Origin of the sequence: Pedobacter rhizosphaerae, assembly GCF_900111155.1 — a bacterium.
Classification (GTDB): domain Bacteria; phylum Bacteroidota; class Bacteroidia; order Sphingobacteriales; family Sphingobacteriaceae; genus Pedobacter; species Pedobacter rhizosphaerae.
The window spans coordinates 60,328-85,776 of sequence record NZ_FOGG01000020.1 but is presented as its reverse complement, the minus strand read 5'-3'; the positions used below and the strand labels follow the sequence as shown (position 1 = coordinate 85,776).

Below are 25,449 nucleotides of genomic sequence, written 5' to 3'. Positions count from 1 at the left end.
ATCCGCATTAGGGTTGATTCGCCAATAAATATAGTTATACCCTCCCGTATAGGCAAGTGTCCTATCCTGCCAAAGGTGAAATCCGAAGAAAATAGCAGGATTATAGACGATTTTGGAACATTACTGGACAGCTTTAAACATCTGCCGAAGCCTTCCCGGGCTACTTTTGATCTTTCCGGCACTAGCTGGGAATGTACCGGTTTGTGGTAAACCGGCCAAAGCTTTTAACCAAATTCAAACTACTATGCGAAGAATTCTTAGCAACTATTCAATCCGGCTTTTTCTGCCGGCTGTGCTCTTTCTCTTTTTTATGATCTCTTGCTCCCTCACGCTATCGGCACAGGACCGCAAAATCTCGGGGAAAGTAACTGACAATACCCGCCAGGGCATTGCAGGGGCGACTATTCAAATAACGGGCACACAGAAATATACTTCTTCCGATGCCGCTGGAAATTTTAGTATTCAGGCCTCGGCATCTGACCAGGTATTAAAAGTATCTTTCACTGGCTTTGAAACGCAGTCTATTGTAATCGCGGGGCGCAGCGTAATTAACGTGACGCTAGTAGAAGACAATAAGCTGCTGAACGATGTGATCGTGATCGGCTACGGTACCGTTAAAAAAAGTGACGTAACAGGCGCAATCGCCTCCTTAAAACCTAATGACATTGAGGCCTCTAAAGCACTCTCTGTGGAAAACATCCTTCAGGGAAAACTAGCCGGGGTATCGGTATCTGGATCAGTAGCTACTCCTGGAGCCGCCTCTTCGGTGACGATCAGAGGGGCTAACTCGCTGCGTGGAGATAACCAACCGCTGTATATTATCGATAACATCCCACAGGCCTCTACCGGTGCCTTTCCGGCCAGTGCCCTTGGGGGATCTGATTTTCAGATTGCCCAGAATCCCCTGACCAACTTAAGCCCTTCAGATATAGAAGATATTCAGGTGCTAAAAGATGCCTCGGCAACCGCTATTTATGGTTCCAGGGGAGCTAATGGTGTAATCATTGTAACGACCAAAAAAGGTAAGAGCGGAAAAGCTAATATCAACTTCCGCAGTAACTTTACCACTGCTGTAGCGACTAATTTAAGGGATATGTTAAACCTGGATACTTATGCCGCCTACCGCAACGAGCGTTCCGGTACTGCAGGGGCGCAGTTTTATCCCGTAGATGGGCAAATACGCTATGTCTTCTCCGGGCAGGTTTATAATCCCGTGGATCCTGCCACCTATAAACTGGTATCAGAACATAACTGGCAAAAAGAAATTTACCGCAATGCCTTCTCTCAAAATTACGACCTGGCCATAAGTGGCGGAGAAAACCGCATCAAATATTACCTCTCGGCAGATTACAAGGATATCAAAGGCCTTATATCAGGAACGGGTATGAGACAAGGTGGACTAAGGCTAAACCTTAGCGGGGATTTATCAAAAAGCTTAAGTTTTAATGCCTCCTTGAGCGGCGCCGTAAAGAAGAATAACATGATGACAGGAGGCAATACCAGAGGCGGGGTAACCGGCTCTATTACACGGACTGCTATCGATTCTGCCCCTTTTGAAATCCCATCGGATGATCCAACGCTGCTGGCAAATGAGGAGGCCCGGACCACTACCCTTTCCTGGCTGAATGATTACGATGATATTACCAATGAAAAGTCAGCACGGGCGTCTGCCGAGCTGAAGTGGAAGATCTCTGAAAACTTTACCTACACGCTTAGAAGTGGAGGCAATTTGATGCTTCAGGACCGTGCCAGATGGTACGGCGTACAACTTTTTCAAGGACTCAACAACAATGGCCTGCTTGCCCTTACCGACCTAAGCAGCAATAACTATACGGCAGAGAACTTGCTTAACTATAACGGTAAGATTGAAAACCTGGTCAATATCAGCGCAACCGCCGGGGTGACCTACGATGATTATAACTGGTTGAGCAATGGAACAACCGGCACTAACTTTCAGTTTAAAAACCTGCGTACCGGGGGATTGCATATGGCCTCGATCATTAACCGGCTGCAGCCCGTTCAACAGGATTACCAACTACTCTCTTACCTTGCCCGTCTGAATCTATCTTTTCTGGGAGGAAAATATCTAGCGACCATTACCACTAGGGCGGATGGAAGCAGTAAGTTCAAGGCCGGCAACCGCTGGGCAACCTTTCCCTCTATGGCACTGGCCTGGAAGGCAGACCAGGAAGATTGGATTAAAAGTCTAAACTGGATAGAGCAGCTAAAACTGCGCGCGGGTTATGGCCGTACGGGCAGTCAGTCGATCTCGCCTTATAATAGTTTTTATAACTACACCCAAACCATTGACTATGCCACCTCGGTAGGAGTAAAAGCGATGGCTATTGCAGTAAGTAACCTGCAGAACAGCGACCTGAAGTGGGAGACGACCTCTGCATTCAATACCGGAATCGATTTCAGCTTTTTTAAGGGCAAGCTCAGCGGTACGATAGACGCTTATTATAAAAAAACCGAAGATCTGCTGATTGAAAAAGCCCTGCCAGCCTCTACAGCCTTCTCAACCATTACCTTAAACCAGGGCTCGCTCAGAAACCGCGGCCTTGAATTCTCGTTATCTTCGAACTTGATTGAAAGAACAGATTTTAAATGGACCATCTCAGCCAATATAGGACTGAACCGCTCTAAAATTTTAGATTTGGGCATCCCTGAAGCCCAATATGGAAACCAAACATACCGTGCTTATCTGGGTAACTCCATTGGCGATCATTTCGGGCCTGCCAATATCTTTATTGTAGGCCAGGCTCCGGGGCTATTCTGGGGTTATAAAACCGATGGCATCATCCAAACAGGGGAAACCAGGCCAAGCTCTACTATTTTCACCCAGACCCCTGGTAATATTAAAGTAGTAGACGTCAATGGCGATGGGGTAATCAATGCCAACGATAAAACCATCATCGGTAATCCGAATCCTGATTTTAACTACGGTTTTCAGACAGCATTGGACTTTGGCCCTTTTAGCTTTTCCACTGCCTTTTATGGCGTTAAAGGTGGCGATGTGCTCAATGGGAATATCCGCTACGAACAAACCCCTTCGATGCAAACATCTAATATGATAAATGCGGCGTATCAGGGTGCCTGGCGCAGTACCGCCCAAAGCAATCTTTATCCTTCTGTAAACTCTGTATTGCAAAACGTGGTTTATGACCGTTATGTAGAAGATGCCAGTTTCCTTCGCTGCAGTGATATCACCTTGGGGTATACCCTATCCAAAGCGGCACTTAAAGCCATAGGGAAACTGAATGTCTTTGCTTCGGTAAAAAATGCTTTTGTGATTACCCATTACTCAGGCTATGATCCTGAGATGAGAACATTTGCCTTCGATGGTCTCAGACCAGGTATCGACCTGAACTCTTATTCCAATCCACGCCAGTTTATCCTGGGCTTGAATGTTACCTTTTAACCTATTAGCGTCATGAAAAAAAATATTTATATCTCCTGCATCGCCCTAGCCATGCTAGCGCTAAATTTTGCTGCTTGTAAAAAAGCATTAGAAGAAGATCCCAAATATACTATTAACAGTAAAACGGCCTTTGAAAGCGAAGCTACGGCCGATTTAGCTCTTGGGGCCTGCTATGGTTACCTGACTACATACAATGCCTATGGTCAGGCTATCCCTGAAATCACCGTAGGTGCCTCTGGCCTGGGCTGGGCACAAACCAATGGCTCAGATCAGGATACTTATGCCTCTATGGCTATCCCGGCTACCAATGGACTGGTATCTATGGTATGGACCGGGCTTTATAAAACCATTGGCGAAAGCAATTACTTTATTGCAAGCCTGGAACAAAGCCCGCTGAGCGAAAAATATAAAAAGCAGGCAGCAGCCGAGGCTAAATTTTTGAGGGGACTTTGTTATTTTAACCTGGCCAACCTTTTTGGCGGGGTACCTTTAAGGATATCTCCTACTACTTCCGAAACTATCTCCTTAGGAAGATCAAGCCGGGAGCAGGTATATGCGCAGGTAGAACAAGACTGGCTGGAAGCTGCCGCTAACCTTTCAACCAAAGAAGAACTGGGAAGCGCAGCTATGGGTAAAGCAAGTAAATATGCTGCATACGCTTACCTGGCTAAACTTTATTGGATGATGGGCAGCCATGATAATTCTCCCAGCTCGCCATATTGGGCCAAAGCCAAAGAAATGGGCGATAAGGTAATCTCAGCTGGCAATTACGGTCTTGAAACAAAATTCTCGTCTCTTTTTGCCAATAACTTAGCGAGCTCTAAAGAGGCGATCTTTCAGCTTAACTTTTCCATTACCTCGCTTTACACTGGAAACCGCGGAAACTGGATCTTTGCCCCATCGAACGCTACCAGTGGCATTACCTGGGGAAGGGTGAAAGTAAGTAAAGCTTTTTATGACTTCTTTAGGGGAACCTATCCGGATGATCCGAGGTTAAAGGTAAGCTTTGCGGCCAGCTATGCCCAGGCCAAAACCAACAATTTCCGGATATATGCTTACCCATATCTCTCTACTACTTCCGGGGTAAATGCCCTGGCCAGCGATTCCATTCGTTATGCCAGCCTGGCCGATCCGACCAACCCTAAGGTCGAAGAAATATCTGCTGCGATGAAAACAGCTTATATTAATAAAAACGGCGACCACCAGGGATGGCCTTACTATGTAAAGCAAATGGACCTGAGCTCTACTGCCCAGAACAGCAACAAAAACCTGATGGTATACCGTTATGCCGATTTTCTATTGCTGATGGCCGATGTAGAAAACGAGCTGGGGAATGCGGGTAAAGCAAAGGATTATTTAAATCTTGTACTGACCCGAGCCAGGACTTCAGCCACTACCTCAGTTTATCCTAAAAGCCTGACCACTGCCATTGACCAGGCTACCATGCGTACCATGCTTTTCAATGAAAGGCTCTTTGAGCTGGCTGGGGAATATGAAATGTATGTTGATGTTCGCCGCAGGGGAACAGAGTTTCTAAAATCTATCGTTGATCGCCACAATAACCACAATATAACCAAAGCGTTCATTGCAGCTGCTCTGGCGGCTAACAATACTACGGCATTCCGTGACCGGATATTGCCTAACACCCCAGATGCTTTAAAAAAGAACCTGTTATTACCTATTCCTCAATCTGAGCTAAATGCCAACGACGGCATCCCCGCTGCCCAGCAAAATTTCGGGTATTAATTATTTTACTGGTATTATGAAAAAAACATGCTTATCGTTATTTCTGCTGCTGCTGGCCGCTTGCTTTAACTCGCTTGGCGCCCAGCAGCTTGCCATTATTCCCGAGCCCGTGAAAACCGAACGCTTTAAAGGCAGTTTTCTGCTTTCTGACCCGGTCAAAATATATGCTGATGCTAAAGATTCGTTAATCCGCTTACATGCTGATTATCTTTCGGCAGCGTTAAAAACAGTAACTGGCCTGGAGCCTGGCCGTAGCGATCAAAAGTCCAGGGCCCAGTTTCGCCTGCTTAAAGGAAAATTTGCCGGGTTAGGTGAGGAAGGTTATCTGCTAAACATCGATGCCTCGGGAATAAGTATCTCTGCCAATACCGGCAAGGGTATCTTTTACGGGATACAAAGTTTGCTGCAGCTGCTGCCAGCCTATCAAAATAATGCCATCATTAGCCTGCCCTATTTAAAGGTTACCGATTATCCCCGGTTTGGCTGGAGGGGAATGATGCTTGATGTGAGCAGGCATTTCTTTTCCGCCGAGGCAGTAAAACGATATATCGATTTGCTGGCGGCCTATAAAATGAATGTATTCCATTGGCATCTTAGTGATTCGGAAGGCTGGAGATTGGAGATTAAAAAATATCCTAAACTCACCAGAGTAGGTGCCTGGCGAAAGGAGGTCCCGGGTAGCGTATTTTACCGCAACCACCAAGCCCTCCCAGCTGACACGTTTAATTATGGCGGCTATTATACGCAAAGCGAGGCCCGTGAAATCGTTCATTACGCCTCTCTGCGCAACATTACCGTAATCCCGGAAATTGACATGCCCGGACACTCTGATGCAGCAATAGCGGCCTACCCGGGGCTTTCCTGCTCCGGGTTGGCACAGCCGGTCAGAAGTTCCTTTGGTGGAGATCCCAATGCGCTGGCCAACTACTGCGCGGGAAAAGAAGAAAGTTTTCAATTTCTGGAAGGAGTGCTATCAGAGGTGATCGATATTTTCCCCTCTGCCTACATCCACATCGGCGGAGATGAAGTAAATAAAACCAGCTGGAAGAATTGCTCTGCCTGTCAGCAACGGATTAAAAACCAAGGTCTAAAGGATGAGCATGAACTTCAGAGTTATTTCATTAGCCGTATTGGCCGCTTCTTGCAAAGTAAAGATAGAAAACTGATTGGATGGGATGAAATCCTGGAAGGTGGTCTTCCAGGCGGCGCTACTGTAATGAGCTGGCGTGGGGAATCAGGTGGTATTAAAGCTGCGAGGATGCACCGTACTGTAGTGATGACACCGGTAAAACCGTTGTACTTTAACCGGTATCAGGCCGATACGCTAACCGTTCAGCAACCACTTGCCGCCCGTTTTTCGATCAATACCTTAAAAGATGTCTATCAATATCGCCCGATTCCAAAAGAGCTTAGCTCTACAGAGGCTAGCTTCGTGCTGGGCGCGCAAGGATGTCTTTGGACAGAATTCATTAGCTCAGAAAATGATCTGGAGCGTATGGTATTGCCCCGGATGCTGGCGCTCTCTGAGGTGCTCTGGTCTAAGGAGCAGTCTTTAAACTGGAACAAGTTTAACAATAAGCTCTATTTCCACGCAAAAAGGTTGGGCGCAGAGGGTAAGAATATTTTCAGTGGTGTGCCTTTTTTATACAACAATATAGAAGTAAGATGATTTTGAGCAGAAAACTCTTTTTGCCGGCCATAGTTGCCGCCTGTTTTACCGTGACAGCTGCAAGGGCTCAGCAACCCTTAAAAAAGCCCAATATAGTAATCATTGTCTCCGATGATCATGCCTATCAGACGATAAGCGCTTATGGGAGTAAATTTACCCAGACCCCAAATATCGACCGGATTGCAGCCCAGGGCGTGCGATTTGATAAAGCTTATGTAACCAATTCCATTTGTGGGCCTAGCCGGGCGGTAATTTTAACAGGAAAATATAGCCATAAGAATGGCTTTAAGGATAACGAAAGTTCTGTATTTGATGGAAATCAGGATTCATTTGCAAAGCAGCTGCATTCAGGAGGTTACCAAACAGCCTGGATAGGTAAATGGCATCTGGAAAGTACGCCTCAAGGTTTTGACTACTGGCAGGTGCTCCCTGACCAGGGCCAATACTACAACCCGGATTTCGATATGATGGACGGAAGTAAAAAACGTGTAAACGGTTATGTGACCAATCTCATTACCGACGCTGCTGAGGGTTGGTTGGAAAACCGGGATAAAACCAAACCTTTTTGCCTGGTTATCGGGCACAAGGCCACCCACAGGGTATGGCTACCGGATACCACGGATCTGGGAAAATTTGATGAGACCGTATTTCCGCTTCCGGCAAATTTCTACGATAGTTACCAAAGCAGGACTGCTGCCAGCATGCAGGATATGTCTATTGATAAAACGATGCTTATGGGTTATGACCTGAAAATGTTTTCTTCTAAAAAAGAGGAAGATGCAGATGGCAATTTTAGCCGTATGGATACTGCACAGCGCAGGCGTATAGATGCTTATTATGATCCTATCCATAAGGAATTCAGCAACCTACAGTTGCAAGGAAAAGCGCTTGCGGAATGGAAATTTCAGCGTTATATGCGCGATTATTTAAGTACTGCTGCCTCTTTAGACCGCAACATTGGCCGAACGCTTGATTACCTTGATAGCCACGGTTTGAAAGAAAACACAATTGTTATCTACTTATCCGATCAGGGCTTTTATATGGGCGAACATGGCTGGTTTGATAAGCGCTGGATTTATGAGGAATCGTTTAGAACGCCTATGGTAATGCGTTATCCTGGAACAATTAAGCCTGGAACGACTTCTGATCGTTTTGTGCTTAACCTGGATATAGCGCCAACAGTCCTGGATGCTGCTAAACTTCCCATTCCTGCACAAATGCAGGGGCAATCGATGCTTCCGGCCTTGACTGGTAAAAGTGACAAGAAAAGGGAGGTGATTTATTACCATTACTATGAAAATGGCGAACATTCGGTATCGCCTCACTTTGGCATCCGCACTGCACGCTACAAACTCATCCGTTTTTATAAGCGTACCTCGGGCTGGGAGCTGTATGACCTGAAACAAGATCCTCATGAGATGAAAAACCTTTATGGAGAAAAGGGTTATGAGAAAACAACGGAGACACTCTTTAAACAATTAAAAACAGAAATTCTGCGCTTTGAAGATACCGATGCGCTTAAACTATTAAGCCAAAAACCATGAACAAAAAACGATTTTTAGTCCTTGCAGCTCTAATGGGCTTCTGGGTAGCCCCTGCTCTATCCCAACAGCCTTACGCGATTATTCCTGCAGGATCGGATCAGCAGGAGATTATAAAGACTGCCGCCTCGATCACGCCCTCGGCTCGCCAGATGCGCTGGCAACAGCTTGAGCTCACTGCATTTTTTCATTTTGGCATAAATACATTCACTGGGCAGGAATGGGGTACTGGCAAAGAAGATCCTAAGGTCTTTGATCCTAAAAAGCTTGATGCCAGCCAGTGGGTTAAAACTGCAAAAGACGCTGGTTTTAAGCAGGTGATATTAACCGCTAAACATCACGATGGTTTTTGCCTTTGGCCCACGGCCACCACTGCGCATTCGGTAAAGATGAGTCCCTGGAAAAAAGGTAAGGGTGATGTGGTGAAAGAAGTAGCAGCAGCTTGCAAAAAGTATGGCATCGGTTTCGGGATTTATCTCTCTCCCTGGGACATGAATGCTCCCCAATATGGATCAGAAGCTTATAACCAGGTCTTCCTTGATCAGTTAACCGAACTTTTAACCTGGTATGGCCAGGTGGATGAGGTTTGGTTTGATGGGGCCAATGGCGAGGGCTCTGGTGGTAAAAAACAGGTATACGATTTTGAGCGCTGGTATGCCCATATCCGTAAACTACAGCCTGGGGCAGTGATTGCAGTAATGGGGCCTGACGTACGCTGGGTGGGAACAGAAACCGGATATGGCAGGGATACCGAATGGAGCGTACTTCCTGCATCTAACCTCTCTCAGCAAAACATATCAGCAAACTCTCAGCAGGATATGAATATTAAGCCAAGCGGTTTTATCAAGGGGGCTGACATAGGTAGCAGGGATAAGCTTAAGGAAGCAAAGTCCCTGGTTTGGTATCCGGCTGAAACAGACGTATCTATCCGTCCCGGATGGTTTTATCATGCTGATGAGGATAAAAAGATTAAAACCCCAGAAAAACTGACCGATATCTATTACAGTTCTGTTGGAAAAAATAGTGTGCTGTTGATGAACATCCCACCCAATAAAGACGGACTTATTGATGAACACGACCGGCTGATCCTTTCGCAGTGGACGCGGATCAGAAAAGAGACTTTTAAAAAGAACTTAGCTAAGGATGCAGTTTTTACCTGCAAAAATGGGCTTAATGAAAAGGCGCTTTTAGATGGGGACTACCTCACAAACTGGACTACCAAGGAGAATGATTCTACGGCAACACTGGAAATAACCTTGCCTAAAGCTATGCGCTTTGATGTGGTTATGCTCCAGGAAAATATCAGCATTGGGCAGCGTATAGAAGAGTTTTCGCTGGAATATCTGGATAAGGATGTGTGGAAACAGCTTATAAAGGGAACAACGGTGGGCTATAAGCGGCTACTTAGATTCGATGAAGTAAGTACGACTAAATTAAGGTTGCATATTGGCTCATCAAGGTTAAATCCGACTCTTTCAGAATTTGGGCTTTTTAAACAGGCTAAATGAGCAACAAAGGATGGGCTGCAAGACAGGCCATCTGGCAGGCTGCAGCTTTAGTATATCCCAGCCCCCAGAATGAAGTTACTATCTACCTTGCCTAATGGCTAGGTGGATAGTAATCAAACTTCCGAATGCTGGCATAACAGGGATTATATAATTTTTCAGCGGCGAGCACTGCCGATTCTTTTTCTTTGAGGTCTGCAATCGTTGACCGATCATATTCATCGAAGTAATATTGATCAGATCTGCGGTATTTTTCCATGTAGTTTGATTTTATTTCCATGCAAAGTTGCGAGGTCCCTGGGATGCTCACTTATAAAGTTAATCTAATCCATTCCGGCACCAAATGCTGCATATTTCAATGAAGAGCTCAGTTCATTTTGCACCAGGCGCTAACGCGAAGTGAGACCGTATTGCTGCGAAAGGACCTAATTTTTTGAGCGATACCGGTTATGCCTGTTAGCCGCTAGAGTTCCTTTTTATATTTCGCCCCGGCTTTGCGAAACATGTCATGGTATTTTTGATATTTTGATTCCAAAGCTGATCCTTTGTTGCGGGCAAGTTGATAATCGATGTAATCAAGCAGGGTCATCTGATCGTAGAAATCTATTTTGTTAGGGTCCAGCTTCCATTTGATTGCATCTTCCAGGAATGCATCAAATTTATCGGCAACGGCATATTTAAGTAGGTTTCCATTCCTGATGTCAAATGTGGATGCGTTGCATGCGGTGTATCCTGTTTGCTGGTAAATCTTCCACATGGCAGAGATCTTGCTGGCAATGGTTTTTTCATCATCGCGTAAACGGTCCACTTTGGCTGCCTGGTAGAACCGCTCCTGATACATGTACTTAAAACCAGTGCCATCTTTTTCAGGTGGTGTCCATGCGCCAACGATCATGCAGATATGCTGCATCTTTTTCAAGTCCCATTCCGGAAAAAGGGTTTGCAGATAGTCATGGGCTGCACCGGTTTTCATGCCTGTTTTTACCGATAAGAACTTGGCAATTCTCGGATCCGCTTCAGTCTGGGCCATTAGCGAATGGGTGAGAAAAAGAAGTAATGCGCAAAGCGAGAATCGATGTATGGTATTCATAACCTAAATTTAAACACTTTATTGCAGCATTAAAAATTCTCTGTTCATGAAGGGCGAAAAGGCAGGAACAATGAAATTGATCTTGCTATGGATTGGTGGAATGTTCGGGTGTGGATCTGTTTCGCTGCTTATTTCTTGGGCAGCCGCATGCGAAAAACAGTATTAAAAGATTGTCTCGCCCAGATTTTACTTGGGGAAAGCAGGGAAAGATTTTTTTTCAGCAAACAAGAAGGGTACCAGTCTAAGCGGAAAATCGATTGATCAAGAATTTGTGCTTAAAAAAGGCAGTGCATAAAACCATATTAGTCCCCGGACGATTCCCTACACGATTGAGTTCGCATGATCCTATCCTAAAAATGCATCGGCCAGATCGACTCAAACGGTTCCCCTGTGCCGTACGCTGGATCTCTTCCCCAAATTTTTCATGCTGGCTGATGGTATTCAGGCATCCTAAAAAACATTGAGTTTTACAGAGGTGATGAAGCGAAAGCTACTCCACAGCTTGTCTGAACTTTTTTGCTGTTGGTCCTGTTACTATATTGCCTATGAAAAAGATATTAATCATCCTGACCTCGCACAGTGCGATGGAGGATACCGAGAGCAAAACAGGCGTTTGGCTTGGAGAATTTACCGACCCCTACTATGAGTTCATCGATCAGGGCTACCAGGTTACTTTGGCAAGTCCTCTGGGCGGCTCCCCGCCTGTAGATCCTTTGAGTGAGTTAACCGAAAATATCACCGCTTCCAACCGGAGGTTCAAGGATGATGCCTTAGCTCAGGGCGCTTTTAACAATACCCAGAAGTTGACTGGCTTAAACGCTGAAGATTTTGATGCACTGTTTTATCCCGGAGGCCATGGCCCGATTTGGGACCTGGCGAACAGTGAAGCTAGCGGACAACTGATTCTGGACTTTTTGGATAACGGGAAGCCTGTTGGCGCGGTATGCCATGGGCCCGCAGCCTTGATCGCAGCAGCAGACCTGCGTCCAGGTTTTTTACAAGGTAAGGTGATTGCTGCCTTTAGTAACGCAGAAGAAGTTTTGACCGGCCGCAGCGGAAAAGTTCCCTATCAATTGCAAGACAGGCTTGAAGCGCTCGGAGCAAATGTTAAAACGGCACTGATCCCGTTTACCTCACACGTAGAGCGGGATGGCATTTTATTGACCGGGCAGAACCCCTTGTCCGCTGGTCCTGCTGCAAAAGCTTTAATCGAAGTCCTGGAAAGTTTAAGGTAAGTTTAAGCCAAATTGCACTTCGTAGTGCAATTATCTTTTACAGTTAATCGAAACATCGAACTAAACCGGATGACTATACCGGCCCAGGCGGAAGAAATCTGTAATCGGCCCAGCCGCACCAAATTAATATCAAGCGGCCATTTGAGATTCAGATCAGCTCGAACGGCAGATCTGGCCAAATGTTTAAAGGTTTCATATGGACAGCTTATTCTGATCTGATGAATACCGTAGAACCTCTCCCATCTAATGGCAACAAAACTTTAGTTCCCAAAAGACTGTTAAAAGGGGAACAAATACGCAGAATATGACCGACCATAAACAGCAGGCAATTGCCCTATTGAAGCGGGGACTGGAAACCATACAGGACCGGGCCTACACCGAAATCGCAGAAATACCGACTGAAAACAGCGACGACTTTCAGGTGAAGTACAGTTTTGTTCATGATGACCTCGAGGGCCTCTTTACCGTGATCGGAAAAACAGCTACCGGCGGATCGGACCAGAGGAAACCCAGGTTCGCCCTTTCAGCCGAATTCGCCGAGGATTCCCGGCACTTTGGGTCAGTTGCAGCCAAAGGTCAGGTAGATAAGGATCTGGCCAGCTCGGAACGTTATCTAAATGAACATATCCAGAAGCATCCAAATTAAAGGCTTATGGGAAAGCCCAGTTACCTGAATTTCGATGAATCAAAGTATGCCTGGAAAGCTGATATCAATTACCGTAAGAATCCAGGCAGCTATCGCGTGGGCAAAGGTGAGCAGGGTGTGCTGATCTGTGAGCCCTATAAAAGTGAAATCGGCAGGTACTGGCGCTTTAGAACACCCGAGATTGCAAGCCAGAGCAGTGAAAAGATCTATGCCCTGTTTTTAGCATACCTGAAAGACGGGGATTTTGTGGGCGCAGATATGGCGCGCAAGTATCTGCAGATGGGCTACACCAGATCCAGGCGTTATGCCAATTATAAAAGTGGCAGGAAATATAATGCTAATGAGGGATACCAAGAACTTGAACGCGGTACGGGTGATGGGCAGAAGGCTAAATCGGCCGCTATATTTTATGATAAATGGAAATTAGCAGAAAGCCATGAAATCTACGCGGCAATGAAAAAGAGCTGGAAAGATGAAAGGGGTTAAAAAGCAATATTTGCCCGAAAAACAATGTCCGGTATGCGGACGTAATTTTAGCTGGCGCAAAAAATGGGAAAAGGTTTGGGAGGATGTGAAATACTGCTCTGAAAAATGCAGCAGAAGCAGGCGCAAGCACGCTGGAAATTGAGTATTGATCGTTAAACTCTGATAGGAGTTGATAATGGAAACCTAATCGAGTAACTTAATAGGTACCAAAACTGCCTGTTTGTATCTTGCCTTACATCCTGTTAATGGACCGCCTCGCATTTCTGGCCCCGTTGCCAATGATGACTGCCAGCAAGACAGCTGTCACAATATAGCAGATATAGCGGATGGCATTTAGGTTTTGATTTTGATTGTCTACCGAAATAGCAATGAGTGCCCATATGCCTACAGCTGCAAACTCCCGAAGGTTTCTTTTGATCACCATCATGATATTGATGAGCCCGGCGATAACGATCATGGTAACGGCCCAATAGACTTCTGAAACGCCCCACCCATCCCAGCCTATCTTGGTGAGATAGGCAGAAATGTTTGCAATCAATGCTACCGTTATCCATCCTGAATAGATGGCAAATGGCCAATAAATGAAAATATAGGCGCTGAGCGGATGCGCATCGAGTTCCATTCTGGTCCGGATGATGACGGCCATCAGGCAGCTGAGCAGCAGGACCATCAGGATGACCGAGAGCCCAAGATAATCATTCAACCAGGCAACCACCCATAATGAATTTGCCAGGCAGGACGATACAAACAACCAGCCGATCCGGTTCACCACTGATGCGGGACGGGCTTCTCTCCTATTGACCAGTGAATAACACACAAACCCAAGCAGTCCAAGATAGATTACACCCCAGATGGAAAAAGCGTAACCCGCCGGGGTGAAGTAATTGCTATACTTGGCAGAAATTTCTTTTATGGTGGTTCCATTTAGCCGTCCTGCGCTGGAAAGGTAATTGATGGCTATCGTCAGAACGAGTGCGATCAGGTTTGAAATGAGCAGGTATTTTTTTGCGTGTTTCATCAGAGATTTTCCGGGAATGTATGTTTATCATTAATAATAAGTCTCAGATGCGAAAATTGTTTAGCGTTTTGCAATAATCTGAAAAATATTGGGTAATATTTAATCAGCTGGATCAGGGGATAAAAAAATTTCCGATCACGTTGCCTGATTGACCCGTTCTTTTACCTAGTAAATTTCAGCCTAAATCAATAAACGCATCATCCCTGTACCCCAATTGCTCACCATAACGGACATACCCGAGCTGATTCGTTAGCATCTGGGTATCAACTATATTAAATCCACCATGGTTATAGTGATGGTGGCCCGAAATCCAGTAGTCGGGCGAATTTGCCGCAATGAAATCCGCCAGTTCAACTGCAAACGCCTCGGTAAGGATATCCCCTTTATATTTCGGAGGATAATTAATCAGCGTCGGCACGTGGTGAGTAGCAACAATTCTCGTTTTACGCTTAACCCGCGACAAAGCACGCGACAAAAACTCCAGGCTCTGGAAATGGAGTTTATTGAAATGTGCAGGACTGAATGCCTGACCATTGTACTTGATCACCTGAAAATCAGCCATTCCATTAGCAATCCTCCACTGATTTTGTGCCGAAATATTCGACCACATCGTCGAAAATATCAGCTCACATCCATCCTTTTCTATCCAAACGTTGTTGACCAGGTAAACATTTTCCCTTATCTGCTCATGTAATACACCATAGTGGTCTGTAATATCGTCATAATAGTACTCGTGATTGCCCGGAACCCAATAAACTTCCTTAAAGTCCGCAGAAATTTTATCAAAAAACTCCCGTCCCCTGTCTATAAGGCCAAAGGGGATAATATCGCCGGCCAGGATCAGGATTTCCCCGCTGGCCAAGATCGGATTCTTGCGCAGGTATTCCCTGTTCTCCGGAAACTCCAAATGTAAATCGGAAGCATATTGGATATTCATCACGTTTTTATCTTTAATTCCCTGAAAATTTTCCAGGCTTAAGTCCGGCCCTTCCCCATCCTTCTTTTCTTCTCCTGATATTGCTCTTCGAGCTCATTCTGTCTGACATCGCTCCAGAGTTCCGGCATCCGCTCATCACTGAGCACCTGATTGGCAGCCAATATCGCAAAATTATACATCAGATCCAGCATCAGTCTCGCTTCTTTCAGGCTTATCTTTTCTCCGTGTTTTTTCAGTATCCTTACTGCCCTTTCCGGAGTAATATTTCTTCTTTCAGGATGTATCTTAATCATGGTTAGAGTATTAAGTTATCAATTTTGAACAGCGCAGAGAACCATACGACATTACTCAAAGCTAACCTGCCAACATAGTCCATCATAATCGTTATTTTTTCGCCGATAGTTCCTGCGCTAACTTATTAAGGTCTTCTTCATTTGAATAGCCTTTAAGCTGTCCGGTAAGATAGCCCAGTGTACATTCGAGCCCGGACATCAAACGCCAGTTGGTCACAAGCAGACTGCCATTGATCAGTTGTTTCATCTTTTTTATGCTCTGACCGGCATCACGGCTACTGCTATCCTGCACCGAAAACCCCATCGTCAAAAACCTGCCGGTTTTGGGCTTTTCAAACTGCAGCTTCACAAAATCACTTTTCTCCAGTTCCCCGGCCAGCCGTTTTTCCAATGCAGCCACATTAAGCAGCTCAGGCCTCACCGCACTTTCATCTTCCAAATCCCCATCTTTCCAGCCCGGCATTTGCGCATCCGCCATCAGCTTGACACTCGCCAATGCCTGAACATCTTCGGTAAATGATCGCCGTCCAATAAAATCAACACAGTACTTCTTCCTTTCCGCTTCATCAATCGGCAGTACTTTTCTTTTCCCGATAATTAGTTCCTGTTTTTCAACCTTACCGCACGACAAACAGGTATCGGTAAAAAGCATTTTATTCCCGATCTTTTTCTTTTTGGAAGACACCCTACCCTTGCAATGACAGCATCTGCTTTCCGGCAATACATACTCCCACCCGTTTGCATAAACCGCCCTTCTGGGCGCATGATGCGCCGGACAGGCCAAAAAGAAAACCAGGTCATAAGACTCATCGATAAAATCAGTCAGTTCCACAAACATCTCCTCCCCACAAGTACCGCACCTGATATTTTCCGGAACCTTTGCCCTTTTCACCATCCCGTCCTTTCTCTCATCAGCAGCCATCCGATTCTTCACCTCCATCTCCCGCGACCGCGCCCATTCTACCCCGGCATCTATAAAACGCCTATTGAGTGCAACATAATTTGCCAGCAGGCCCGTATCATCACCATGCGGCGCCTCCAGATACAATTTCTCTGCCGCGATCAAAGCCCGCTCTTTTTCCTTCAGATCAGATATGGTCCGTCTGTCATACTCATCATAATAATGTTCATCGGCTTTGCGATGGTTCTCCATGCGGTATTGGAAAAATGTTTTTTCCCAATATACACCGTTATAAAGCTGTTGGCTCAAAATGGCGATAATTGTAAACTATTTGTATTATAGCAGCAGAAAACATTATTTTAGGCTACGCGATAAAAAATGAATTTAAATAACGTACTCTCAAGCGAAGAAGATCTAAGATCCAAAATAGTTTTCCAGTGGCTAAAGGACTGTGGGCTGACGCTGGAAAATATCAAGATCGAACATACTTTTACCATTAGAATCGGACGGGGATTAAAAAAAATTCACCATCCACGAGCTGATTTTTTGGTCACCAATGACACCGGTCAGAATCTTTTCATTATTGAGGTTAAAAAACCTTCTCATCCGCTCAGTGAGGATGACAAAGCCCAGGCATTATCCTATGCCAGACTACTTACCAATGGTATGGCCCCTTTTACCATCCTAACCAATGGCCACCAAACCGAAATCTATGATTCGATCACAGAACAGTTAATATCAGATGAAGCTATTCCTTCCAGTCATCCATATATTGTAAATGGATTTGTACCAAGTGGAGATGCTTTGGCTGCGCGGATAGAAGCCCTTAGATATCTAATCTGTTTATCTGTAGACAATCTGTTAACCTTCTGCGAAGGTCAGGTCAACTATCATATGGATCTTTTAAAAGGTGATGATCTTTTCGGCGGCAAAAAGTACATCCCGCAGCTTTACGTGCCCAGAGAAAACCTCTCAAAGGCACTTAATGAAAAGCTGAACCCAAAACCTGGCGATAAACAATTCGAAGTCATTCTCATTTTGGGGCCACCCCAGCAAGGAAAAACTTCGTTTGTGTGTAATTTCGTAGAACAGCTGATTAGTGAAGGAACACCCTGTCTCTTCTATCCGGCGGTCAGCTTAAAAAACGGTCTCATTCAAGAAATCAGAAAGGACCTGAGCTGGTTAATGCATACCTCAGTTAACGATCTGCACTGGTTACAAAAGCTTAATGACACAACGAAAGCACTAAAGAAAAAATTAATTATCGTTATAGATGGTTGGAACGAGCTATCCAATGATCCTTTTATGATCAACGACGAATGCAAAAAACTCAATATGAGCGGAATACAACTTGTCTTGAGTGCAACCTCGTTTTCACTTGGTGATTTGCTCAAAGACCAGCACAACAATCTTGGGCATATCGGAGAAAGTGCAGGGATCAGACTTAAAGATATCGGCCATCTAAAGCATAAACCACTGATCAATACCGATAATTTAGGTCTTGTTCAAATTGGAAAATTCAGTGCACAAGAAAGCAAACTTGCAAAATCCAAATACTCCGAATGCTACAATGTGCAAATCCCAAACAACCCTTTATTGCAGGATCCGTTTTATCTGCGTCTGGCTTGTGAAGAATTCTCGGGCAAAACCATTCCTGGCAGCATTAATGCTTTGGAACTTGTTAGGAACAGTATTTTGGCAAAAGCTGAAAGACAGGGAATCGATGAAATCAGGTTGTTTTCCGACCTTAGATTTTTTGGCAACTGCATTATAAAACATGGTCGTTCCTTTTCTTTAGCAGAAATCTCCGAGCGTTATTCAAGCACTAACCAGTATCGTCCATGGATTGATTCTGCCATTTTAGTGTTTTATCAGACAGAATGCGATTTATTAATCGACTTTTACTATACCCATGAATTGGACTACGTAATTTCAATGGTATGCAAAAAATGGAATGTTGTTTTAAGGAAAACTACAGATGAAGAAATCGACGAGGAAATAGCCCTATCGATCATCATTGAACCACTTTACAGTGCATTGATCTGGTTTCTAAGTTTGGAAGAAAATGTCGATATCTTAAAACGATTGTTTTCGCGGCTGCCTGTTTTTACTGGAGATACAACACCACTTTTAAACATACTGGCGAAAGCAATTTTTAACTTAAATACATTAGGAACGCAGTTTGATCACAGTTGGATAGCCGATTTTCTAATGAAAAATCTTCCGTCCATTGATTTTAAAGACAATAACGAATATCCCGTACCTTCGGTTGTTTTCTCCATCCTGCAATGTTTAGATCGCACAACCGCACCTGAGCAATATATCTTATGGATCACCATATTATTGGACGTTGATGAAACGATCGAGGAAATTGGCATTCGCGACTCCTATACTGTCCAATATTATGGAGAAGATATTATCAGCTATGATGGATATGAAGATGGTACCAGTTTAGATGTATTACTGTTTCACAAACTAATTCAACATCAAAATCCAAGGATCGCCAGGCGGGCAGCACTGATCTTGGCATATTCCTGCCCTACGTATTTTTTGGAAGAGTTTCATCTGTTGCACAGAAAGATGAAAACCAATGCGACTGAAAAGCTTGAAATATTGGAAGGAGGTGTATCAATCGTTCTAGAGTCTCTTTGGACACGATATTACGGAGATATGTGCCCAGGCTGGCTGACCGATGCTGAACCATGCGAAGAACTAACCGAGGAATACTATTCCCAAAAAGAACTTTTAACTCCCATTATCCTCAAACTTGCCCATTTTCCTGTTGCGCATTCTCTTGCCGCAATACTCAATGACTTGAAGCATTTTTGCTTACCTGAAGATGAAGATAGTGAAGAACAGGAAGTTCCAGGGTTCGTCGATCCAAATCAATTGAGTTTTGACTTTGGAGCCAATGAAGGTAACGAAAAGTAAAACAGGTTAAGATCCCAAACCACTTTTCAAATGATAGTGTATCAGACCGACCTGAAAAAACAAAATATTAAATCGGATCCATCACTGATTGGATCTTTGTGACCGCCTTAAAAAAATAAACGTTCAGACAATATCTTCAGTAAAAAGTAAGCATTGGTCGACGACCGATTTTGATTCCAAGGTATTGAAAAATTCTTCCTCGGAAAATAATTCAGTAATCCGTTTGCGTTCAAAAAGCATGGTATCTTTTTCTATATCATCTGACCGGTAAAAGGTACGTCCCTGTTGTTTGCCAACTAGTGCATAGGGAATAAACATGGCATGGATCGGATTCTTTTTATAAAAAGATAGATAGTTTTCAAATCTTTTGGTATCGTGATACTTTAAATGCCAGTCACGCCCACAGGCACATTGCCCCAAAATAGTAATCATGTTGGGACATCCATCCTCAAAGGGCAGCCAGCCAATCACATCCAGCCCACGTTCCATTTTGTTCTGCTCGGAAACGTTATCAAGCTCCATTTGGTTAAGTTCTACCTTCAGATCTTCTGCTAACTTTGTTATTTTCTCTCGCGCTGTTCCGATATAATCACTTTGTTTGCCAAATTGCTTAACAATGGCCCTATCTGAGAGATAATTACTCAAAGCATAAAATGAAACAGCCTCAAAGTCAGAAGTCAGGCTTGATTTAACAGCCTTAAAAATCTTCAAATTTGCACTGGCTAACAAGAACAGGTAAAGCTTATTTTTAAACGTAAGCTTATCTGCGAGGGTAATTCTTCTATGACTTAAATCGAAAGGATAATCGTTTCCATAAGTATTGGAACGCTGCTCAAGCACCCTAAAAATTTCATCAACCCAGGCCTCCTGCTTATCATTCTCCTCTGCCTGATCCGCATCCTCCATATCATCATCGGTAACGATAGCTCCCTCATCCTTTAAACGATCTAAAATATCCGCTGTACTGACGAAGCTTCCAGCAGCAGCAAATAGGGTAACCAATTCAACAAAATCAGCATAAAGATGTTCCAAATGTTTGGGTTCATCAGGATTGAGCGCCTTAAGTTCTTTGAACTGCTTTTTCAAATTTGCATCAAAATCTTTCATCGGCAGCGGAATCCATTGAGTTTTTGATTTTTGTAGTTAATTTTCTGATCGTCAGCAAATCCTCCTCAGCGCCAGAATAAAAGTCATTTACCCGATGAACAATACTGTCTGCCTGCTCCAAGTTGGAAAGACTTGAGGTGATTGCCTTTCGAAAAATTTCACTGAGGTCTTCTGTCAATTCAAATGCCCGATCTAAAGGCATTCCTTCAACAAAAGCCTTAGTAGCATTCCCATTACCCAGAATACTATTCAGCTTATTTAGATTACTGCTTGAACCGTTCAATCTGGTAACATTTTCACTATTCTTCTCAAATAACCAACTAGTCCATTGTTTAAGGTTATCCTGCTCTAAATTTTCGACTGGATTTTCATGGGAAAAGTCAACACCTAGAAAGGCAACGATGTTGTTTTTGTTCAAACTATCAGCGATATAATTAAAATAAAAACTGGTATCGTCTAAGCCCCTTATGCGGTAAAAGGCTTGATCTTCAATATTTTTATATACTTCAAAACCTACCAAAACCCTTCTAACATAATCTGTTCTGCTACCAATCATCTTAGCAATCTCCCGGGAGGAATTCTCCATCGACAAACTATTGAAGTTTCCGGTTTTAAGACCGTAGAGATACCTCGCTTTCTCAAGAAGCTTCCATTCCTTTACACCTGTAATATGACGATATCCTAAATAGTTGTGAATTTCATTTTCATTTGAAAATATCAGACAAGGAATTTCATTTGGAATTTTTGCAGGGTCAACGTCTTCCATCACCTGCTCAATCTTTTGACGTTGAACAGTAGCGAGTTCAGGATTATTTAATAGTTTAACTGCAGACAACCGTCTATTTCCTTCAATTACCTTAAATCCAGCTCCCTCAGGTGCTACTAAAAGTTGTTCTCCAGGAAAGTATCCGTTGGTGCCAATGGCTAACATCAATTCCACCAGTGATGCATCAAGTAACATGTACTCCAAAATCTCCTGCTCACTTTTATTGTGCATAGATTTTGGCAATCTGGGGTTGACCGGGTCAAGGAAAAGTTCTCCTAAAGGGATAGATCTAAACTGTGCTGCTTCTGGCATGTTACTTTATTATTGTACGAAAATGCTATTTTTTTCCTTATCGTTCAAGAAAACCCAGTCCGATTTCGACCTGGTTAACCATAAAATCGTTTCCAGAAATCGAACTTTTGCTTTCCACCTCATTGAAAATAGCTTCCAAACCATGATCGATATGCATCTTAACATATCTGGCAACATCTTTATCTCCTTTATATATGTTATAATGTACACATACAAGCGCTATATAATATTCTGCATACTCTCCGAAGAGAACCTTTAGACTATACTCCTTACCTGATGAATCCAAGATCTCATCCAAATTCATTCTAGCATCCTGCGCCAATGAATAAGTGTAAGCCAGTCTTGCAATAACATTTTCAGCGCCAAGATTTAACTTATTGGTCAGTTTGGTTACCAATTCCTTATTAGACTTAGAGGTCTTGATACTACTGAACATTTACTGGCTGATTTAGGTGTAAAAAAAGGTCTTTGGGTTGTACTGTTAAAAATCCGGATTGATACTTAGCAGATTGATTGATTAGGTAGGATGCCCCAACATTGGGAAGCAACCATTGATATTCCTCCTCATTAAGTTCCTTCTGCAACAGCGGAAACAGCACTACCTGATCTGCAATATGTGGATAGAATTCCTTGATAATATTTCTAGAATGCAGTTTATCAAATTTTTGCAACGGACTATCAATAAACACAGGGAAATGTATGTTAGATTCCTGAATTAATGCAGTCAACAAAGCAGTTGCATAAAGTTGCTGTTCTCCTTTGGATAACATGTCTTTATCAATAATCTGATCAAAGTGATCATACAGATCAATATCAATAATCTCCCCAGCTATAGTTACCCCAACCCTACCCACAAAATCGCTTTTATGCATCAACCTATTTAGCTCACGCTGTATATTTTTTTCCAACGAAGATTTTTTCTGTGTCTTAAGACGGGTAATAAACTGATTTAACTGCTCAATGGTACGCTGAGCCAATACATCCTTTTCCTGATCCACCGCTTCCAGTTTCACATGCTTAGCGAGTTCTGAAATCTGACGGGAAAAAGACTGGTTTTCACTATTTAGATTGGAAATCTTAGCATGAAGCTGCACAATATTTTCCTCCAACTCCAGTATCTGTTGATCAGTGGTGAGCTTCTTTTGCCTAATTGCACTGACTACAGAATCTTTCTCCTTGGATTCTGCATCGTTTAGTTTTCGATTAACCAGATAATAACTGCTTTGCAGCCGTTTTTGATCTGCAATGAGCTGCCTGAAATATTTACTAAAAGAATTACCTAAGTTATCAAACATTGCTAAGAACCGGTTCTGTTGATCAGCACTAAAATCCAGCAGCACGCGCTGTTCAGAAACCGCAGTAGGTAGAAGGGCATCTCCTATCATGCCAATCAGCTCTGTCTTAGCGGCTGAGTCCAATTTAATCTTACTGGCCCTATCCTCAAGCAAAGACTTGATCAGCTCATATTTCTCACTAAGTATGGAATGAGAAAGTGCACTTTGATTCAATTCCGTTTGTAACTGTTCCTTAACCTTCAGCACCTTGGCGGCTGCTATAGCAAAGGGCGCGAGTTCTAAAATATCATTGAAAAGCACCTTGTTTTGGGCAATCTGAACGTTGAGATCCTGCTGGGATTCCTTCAACATCTTCAACTGTTCAATACTGATACCGCTTCCCTCGCGGATCAACTGCTCCTGGTATTTATCAGAAGCCAGCCTGCGCTGAAGGATCATCTCAGATTTCTCTTCCAGTTCTTCCTGATGCAGACTGATCAGTTTTTCATTCTGAACAACCTGACTTTGCAACTTAGCCAACCGATCCCGGTCACTTTTGTTGGCAGATTTATTTCTCAAACGCATTCTGACGTTCTCTAAATTTATCTTCAGGTCAGTATATTTTTTTATTCCCAATACCTCAGCATAAGCCTGGCTTAGAAATTTCTTTTCTTCAGCGGTTTTGATATCTGAAAGAGATACTATTTTCTCTGCATCGAAAAAGAAAAATTTTGCAATTTCTTTCGGCAGGATAAAATCATTTATAAAAATCTCTGGACCAACGCCTTTGGTAAGTTCGTTTACAATACCATCAATCAAAATCTCTACTTTTTCCTGATGCGTTCGGACATTGTAAGATCTCACTATACTTACCCGCTCGCAAGGAACTGTAGGAATTAATAGGTCAGTAAATTCAAGCGCAACACTAAAGATCTCATTTTCCGATCCTTCCACACTCGAACCTGCAGCAAATTTATTCATCAATTTCTCGCAATACCGTTTGTATCCACCAGATTCATGAATCTCCTGACGATAGCGAAGGTCTACATCGGCCATTAGCTTACCATACAAACCCCACACCAGACCTGTCAAAAACGAGGTTTTACCAAAGCCGTTATTCCCGGCAATGATACTAATATGTTGATCTTTTATCTTAGAGAGCACCACCGGATTTTCACCATAGTAGACCCTAAAGTTGTTAAAAGTGATTTTTTCAATAAACATTAGCGAATATTTTTACGGGCATGGGTTTCAAGATGATTCTCTATATCGTGCTGGAGACCATAATTATTGACCAGGATATATCTGGACTTCTGAATCTGCAAAAGTTCATTAATCAGGTCAAAATCCTTCTGCTCAGCGCAAACTTCTTTGAGTATTTCTTTTTCAAAGATCTCCTGATTATTGAATTCCGATCTCGCAAGATCAGTACCATAAACCTGATTATAAATATCCGCAACGCTATGATTGAAGATCGAGTCCCGGTGCCAGGTGACCTGGATGGCTACCAGTTCCTGATAGTTAATAATTACCATATCAGGTTCACTACGCTGCACCTGTTTTTGAGCCTGTAATAGCTTAAGTAGCATTTCCGCTCTTTTTTCTGGGAGGTAAGGCCCCCAACGTTCTTCATCTTCCTCTTCTTCAGTCTGATTACGTCCCCATTTTTGGCGCCAATCCCTGTTATTTCTGTTTTCTTGCAAAAGATCGCGAAAATCAGCTAGCGGTTCCATCCATTCCTCACCATTGTCGATCAAGGCATCCATTGATTTGTCCTTCTTCACAACTGTACATACCCAGCATCCGAATCTACTGTTTCCACAACTCGGGGTGGTCGTGTCGATGACCAGTGGACAATCCCCTCCTGTGGCATTGTTGTATAGGGTAACCAAACTGCGGTGCGACCCACCCCATGGCGGATTCACCTGTAACAAATAGGTCCAGACTTCGGGCGTTTCCACATCCTTGATTGGTGCAAACACGAATGCATTGGGCAAAACGTGACGGCGGAGTCTTTCACTGTCTATATGTATTTTATTATTATTTATACTTCTGGCACGCGTGGAACTCTCATCACTGCGCGTTCCCAGTAAGATAATCGCCTCACCTACCTCTGATATCTTGGCCCGAATAAATTCAGTGGTTGGATTAATCTTTAGCCGGTCAGTACACCACCTAAAAGTATTATTCGGAGCAGGATAACCTTTACCCAATAGATTTACCCAAAAAGTATCCTCCAACTTCGGCGTAGTCTGGTGCACTGTAAGGGGGAGCCCCTGTTTAGCCGCAGCGATCTGTATTTTATCTAAGGTCTGATGAATAAAACCCGCAATTTTTGGATTTTCGACAAGGGTATCATTACATACCACGTAAATATCGCGTTTGCGGAGCTCAGCTGGAATTTTGAGCAAGCTATTCCACACCATTTGCAAGAGCATAGTGGAATCCTTCCCGCCAGAAAACCCTATAATCCAGGGCCTGGTATTTTCATCATTAAGGTATTGATCCTCGATTTCGGATTCAATCCATTTTACATCCAATGCCATAGTGTATCTTTTAAACCAAGGACAA

General features: G+C 43.6%; 21 protein-coding genes. 10 read left to right on the top strand and 11 right to left on the bottom strand.

The genetic code is table 11. The features are described 5' to 3' along the window. Positions 1–244 precede the first annotated feature (244 nt). The 5 genes from BMX11_RS16065 to BMX11_RS16045 are packed head-to-tail and all read left to right on the top strand — an operon-like array spanning position 245 to position 9,885. Positions 245–3,421, top strand: coding sequence for a SusC/RagA family TonB-linked outer membrane protein (locus BMX11_RS16065; protein WP_090886099.1), 3,177 nt, complete (start codon positions 245–247; stop codon positions 3,419–3,421). Between the two features lie 12 nt (positions 3,422–3,433). After that, positions 3,434–5,167 (top strand): RagB/SusD family nutrient uptake outer membrane protein, encoded by a 1,734-nt coding sequence (locus BMX11_RS16060; RefSeq protein WP_090886075.1) that lies wholly within the window; start codon positions 3,434–3,436, stop codon positions 5,165–5,167. Positions 5,168–5,183: 16 nt separating this feature from the next. Continuing rightward, on the top strand, positions 5,184–6,836 hold the full coding sequence (locus BMX11_RS16055) for a beta-N-acetylhexosaminidase (RefSeq protein WP_175474587.1): 1,653 nt from the start codon (positions 5,184–5,186) through the stop codon (positions 6,834–6,836). Further along, positions 6,833–8,380, top strand: coding sequence for a sulfatase family protein (locus BMX11_RS16050; protein WP_090886071.1), 1,548 nt, complete (start codon positions 6,833–6,835; stop codon positions 8,378–8,380). The genes BMX11_RS16055 and BMX11_RS16050 overlap by 4 nt, the downstream gene beginning before the upstream one ends. After that, on the top strand, positions 8,377–9,885 hold the full coding sequence (locus BMX11_RS16045; protein WP_090886067.1) for an alpha-L-fucosidase: 1,509 nt from the start codon (positions 8,377–8,379) through the stop codon (positions 9,883–9,885). Before BMX11_RS16050 ends, BMX11_RS16045 begins: the two co-directional genes overlap by 4 nt. Positions 9,886–9,976: 91 nt before the next feature. Here the strand turns inward: BMX11_RS16045 and BMX11_RS24345 are convergent, their stop codons facing one another. Together BMX11_RS24345 and BMX11_RS16040 are read right to left on the bottom strand one after the other, a co-directional pair. Beyond that, positions 9,977–10,141: a hypothetical protein gene (locus BMX11_RS24345; RefSeq protein ID WP_175474586.1), complete on the bottom strand. Its 165-nt coding sequence runs from the start codon at positions 10,139–10,141 to the stop codon at positions 9,977–9,979. A 204-nt stretch (positions 10,142–10,345) separates the two neighbouring features. Continuing rightward, positions 10,346–10,972, bottom strand: a complete 627-nt coding sequence (locus tag BMX11_RS16040; protein ID WP_139180206.1) for a hypothetical protein — start codon at positions 10,970–10,972, stop codon at positions 10,346–10,348. A 584-nt stretch (positions 10,973–11,556) separates the two neighbouring features. Between BMX11_RS16040 and BMX11_RS16035 the strand changes: the two genes are divergently transcribed. The 4 genes from BMX11_RS16035 (at position 11,557) to BMX11_RS24735 (ending at position 13,481) form a co-directional block, all read left to right on the top strand. After that, positions 11,557–12,207: a type 1 glutamine amidotransferase domain-containing protein gene (locus BMX11_RS16035; RefSeq protein WP_245738690.1), complete on the top strand. Its 651-nt coding sequence runs from the start codon at positions 11,557–11,559 to the stop codon at positions 12,205–12,207. A 304-nt stretch (positions 12,208–12,511) separates the two neighbouring features. After that, entirely contained in the window at positions 12,512–12,853 is a 342-nt protein-coding gene (locus tag BMX11_RS16030; RefSeq protein WP_090886061.1) for a hypothetical protein, read from the top strand. A 6-nt stretch (positions 12,854–12,859) separates the two neighbouring features. Next, positions 12,860–13,339: a DUF4385 domain-containing protein gene (locus BMX11_RS16025; RefSeq protein ID WP_090886058.1), complete on the top strand. Its 480-nt coding sequence runs from the start codon at positions 12,860–12,862 to the stop codon at positions 13,337–13,339. Beyond that, positions 13,326–13,481 (top strand): DUF2256 domain-containing protein, encoded by a 156-nt coding sequence (locus tag BMX11_RS24735; RefSeq protein WP_090886057.1) that lies wholly within the window; start codon positions 13,326–13,328, stop codon positions 13,479–13,481. Before BMX11_RS16025 ends, BMX11_RS24735 begins: the two co-directional genes overlap by 14 nt. Before the next feature lie 90 nt (positions 13,482–13,571). Here BMX11_RS24735 and BMX11_RS16015 read toward each other — a convergent pair whose 3' ends face one another. From BMX11_RS16015 to BMX11_RS16000, 4 genes are all read right to left on the bottom strand, one after another. Next, entirely contained in the window at positions 13,572–14,357 is a 786-nt protein-coding gene (locus BMX11_RS16015; RefSeq protein ID WP_090886056.1) for a hypothetical protein, read from the bottom strand. A gap of 175 nt (positions 14,358–14,532) precedes the next feature. Continuing rightward, a complete protein-coding gene (locus BMX11_RS16010; protein ID WP_090886055.1) occupies positions 14,533–15,294 on the bottom strand; it encodes a metallophosphoesterase in 762 nt (253 codons plus the stop codon). Positions 15,295–15,332: 38 nt separating this feature from the next. Beyond that, a complete protein-coding gene (locus tag BMX11_RS16005; RefSeq protein WP_090886054.1) occupies positions 15,333–15,587 on the bottom strand; it encodes a hypothetical protein in 255 nt (84 codons plus the stop codon). 91 nt (positions 15,588–15,678) lie between these two features. After that, entirely contained in the window at positions 15,679–16,797 is a 1,119-nt protein-coding gene (locus tag BMX11_RS16000) for a hypothetical protein (RefSeq protein WP_090886053.1), read from the bottom strand. A 69-nt stretch (positions 16,798–16,866) separates the two neighbouring features. Here BMX11_RS16000 and BMX11_RS15995 point away from each other — a divergent pair, with 69 nt between their 5' ends. Further along, positions 16,867–19,419: a type I restriction enzyme HsdR N-terminal domain-containing protein gene (locus BMX11_RS15995; RefSeq protein WP_090886051.1), complete on the top strand. Its 2,553-nt coding sequence runs from the start codon at positions 16,867–16,869 to the stop codon at positions 19,417–19,419. A gap of 123 nt (positions 19,420–19,542) precedes the next feature. Here the strand turns inward: BMX11_RS15995 and BMX11_RS15990 are convergent, their stop codons facing one another. From BMX11_RS15990 to dndC, 5 genes are read right to left on the bottom strand one after another with little or no spacing between them, the layout of a single operon-like run. Continuing rightward, positions 19,543–20,526, bottom strand: a complete 984-nt coding sequence (locus tag BMX11_RS15990; protein ID WP_090886049.1) for a hypothetical protein — start codon at positions 20,524–20,526, stop codon at positions 19,543–19,545. Beyond that, positions 20,513–21,604 carry a hypothetical protein gene (locus BMX11_RS15985; RefSeq protein WP_090886047.1) on the bottom strand — a complete coding sequence of 364 codons (1,092 nt, stop codon included), beginning with the start codon at positions 21,602–21,604 and terminating at the stop codon, positions 20,513–20,515. The genes BMX11_RS15990 and BMX11_RS15985 overlap by 14 nt, the downstream gene beginning before the upstream one ends. Before the next feature lie 37 nt (positions 21,605–21,641). Beyond that, the gene (locus BMX11_RS15980; protein WP_090886045.1) at positions 21,642–22,040 is read right to left on the bottom strand and encodes a DndE family protein; all 399 of its coding nucleotides are present in this window, start codon (positions 22,038–22,040) and stop codon (positions 21,642–21,644) included. Next, positions 22,030–24,102, bottom strand: a complete 2,073-nt coding sequence (locus BMX11_RS15975) for an AAA family ATPase (protein WP_090886043.1) — start codon at positions 24,100–24,102, stop codon at positions 22,030–22,032. The genes BMX11_RS15980 and BMX11_RS15975 overlap by 11 nt, the downstream gene beginning before the upstream one ends. Then, on the bottom strand, positions 24,102–25,424 hold the full coding sequence (gene dndC, locus BMX11_RS15970; protein WP_090886041.1) for a DNA phosphorothioation system sulfurtransferase DndC: 1,323 nt from the start codon (positions 25,422–25,424) through the stop codon (positions 24,102–24,104). Before dndC ends, BMX11_RS15975 begins: the two co-directional genes overlap by 1 nt. Positions 25,425–25,449 lie beyond the last annotated feature (25 nt).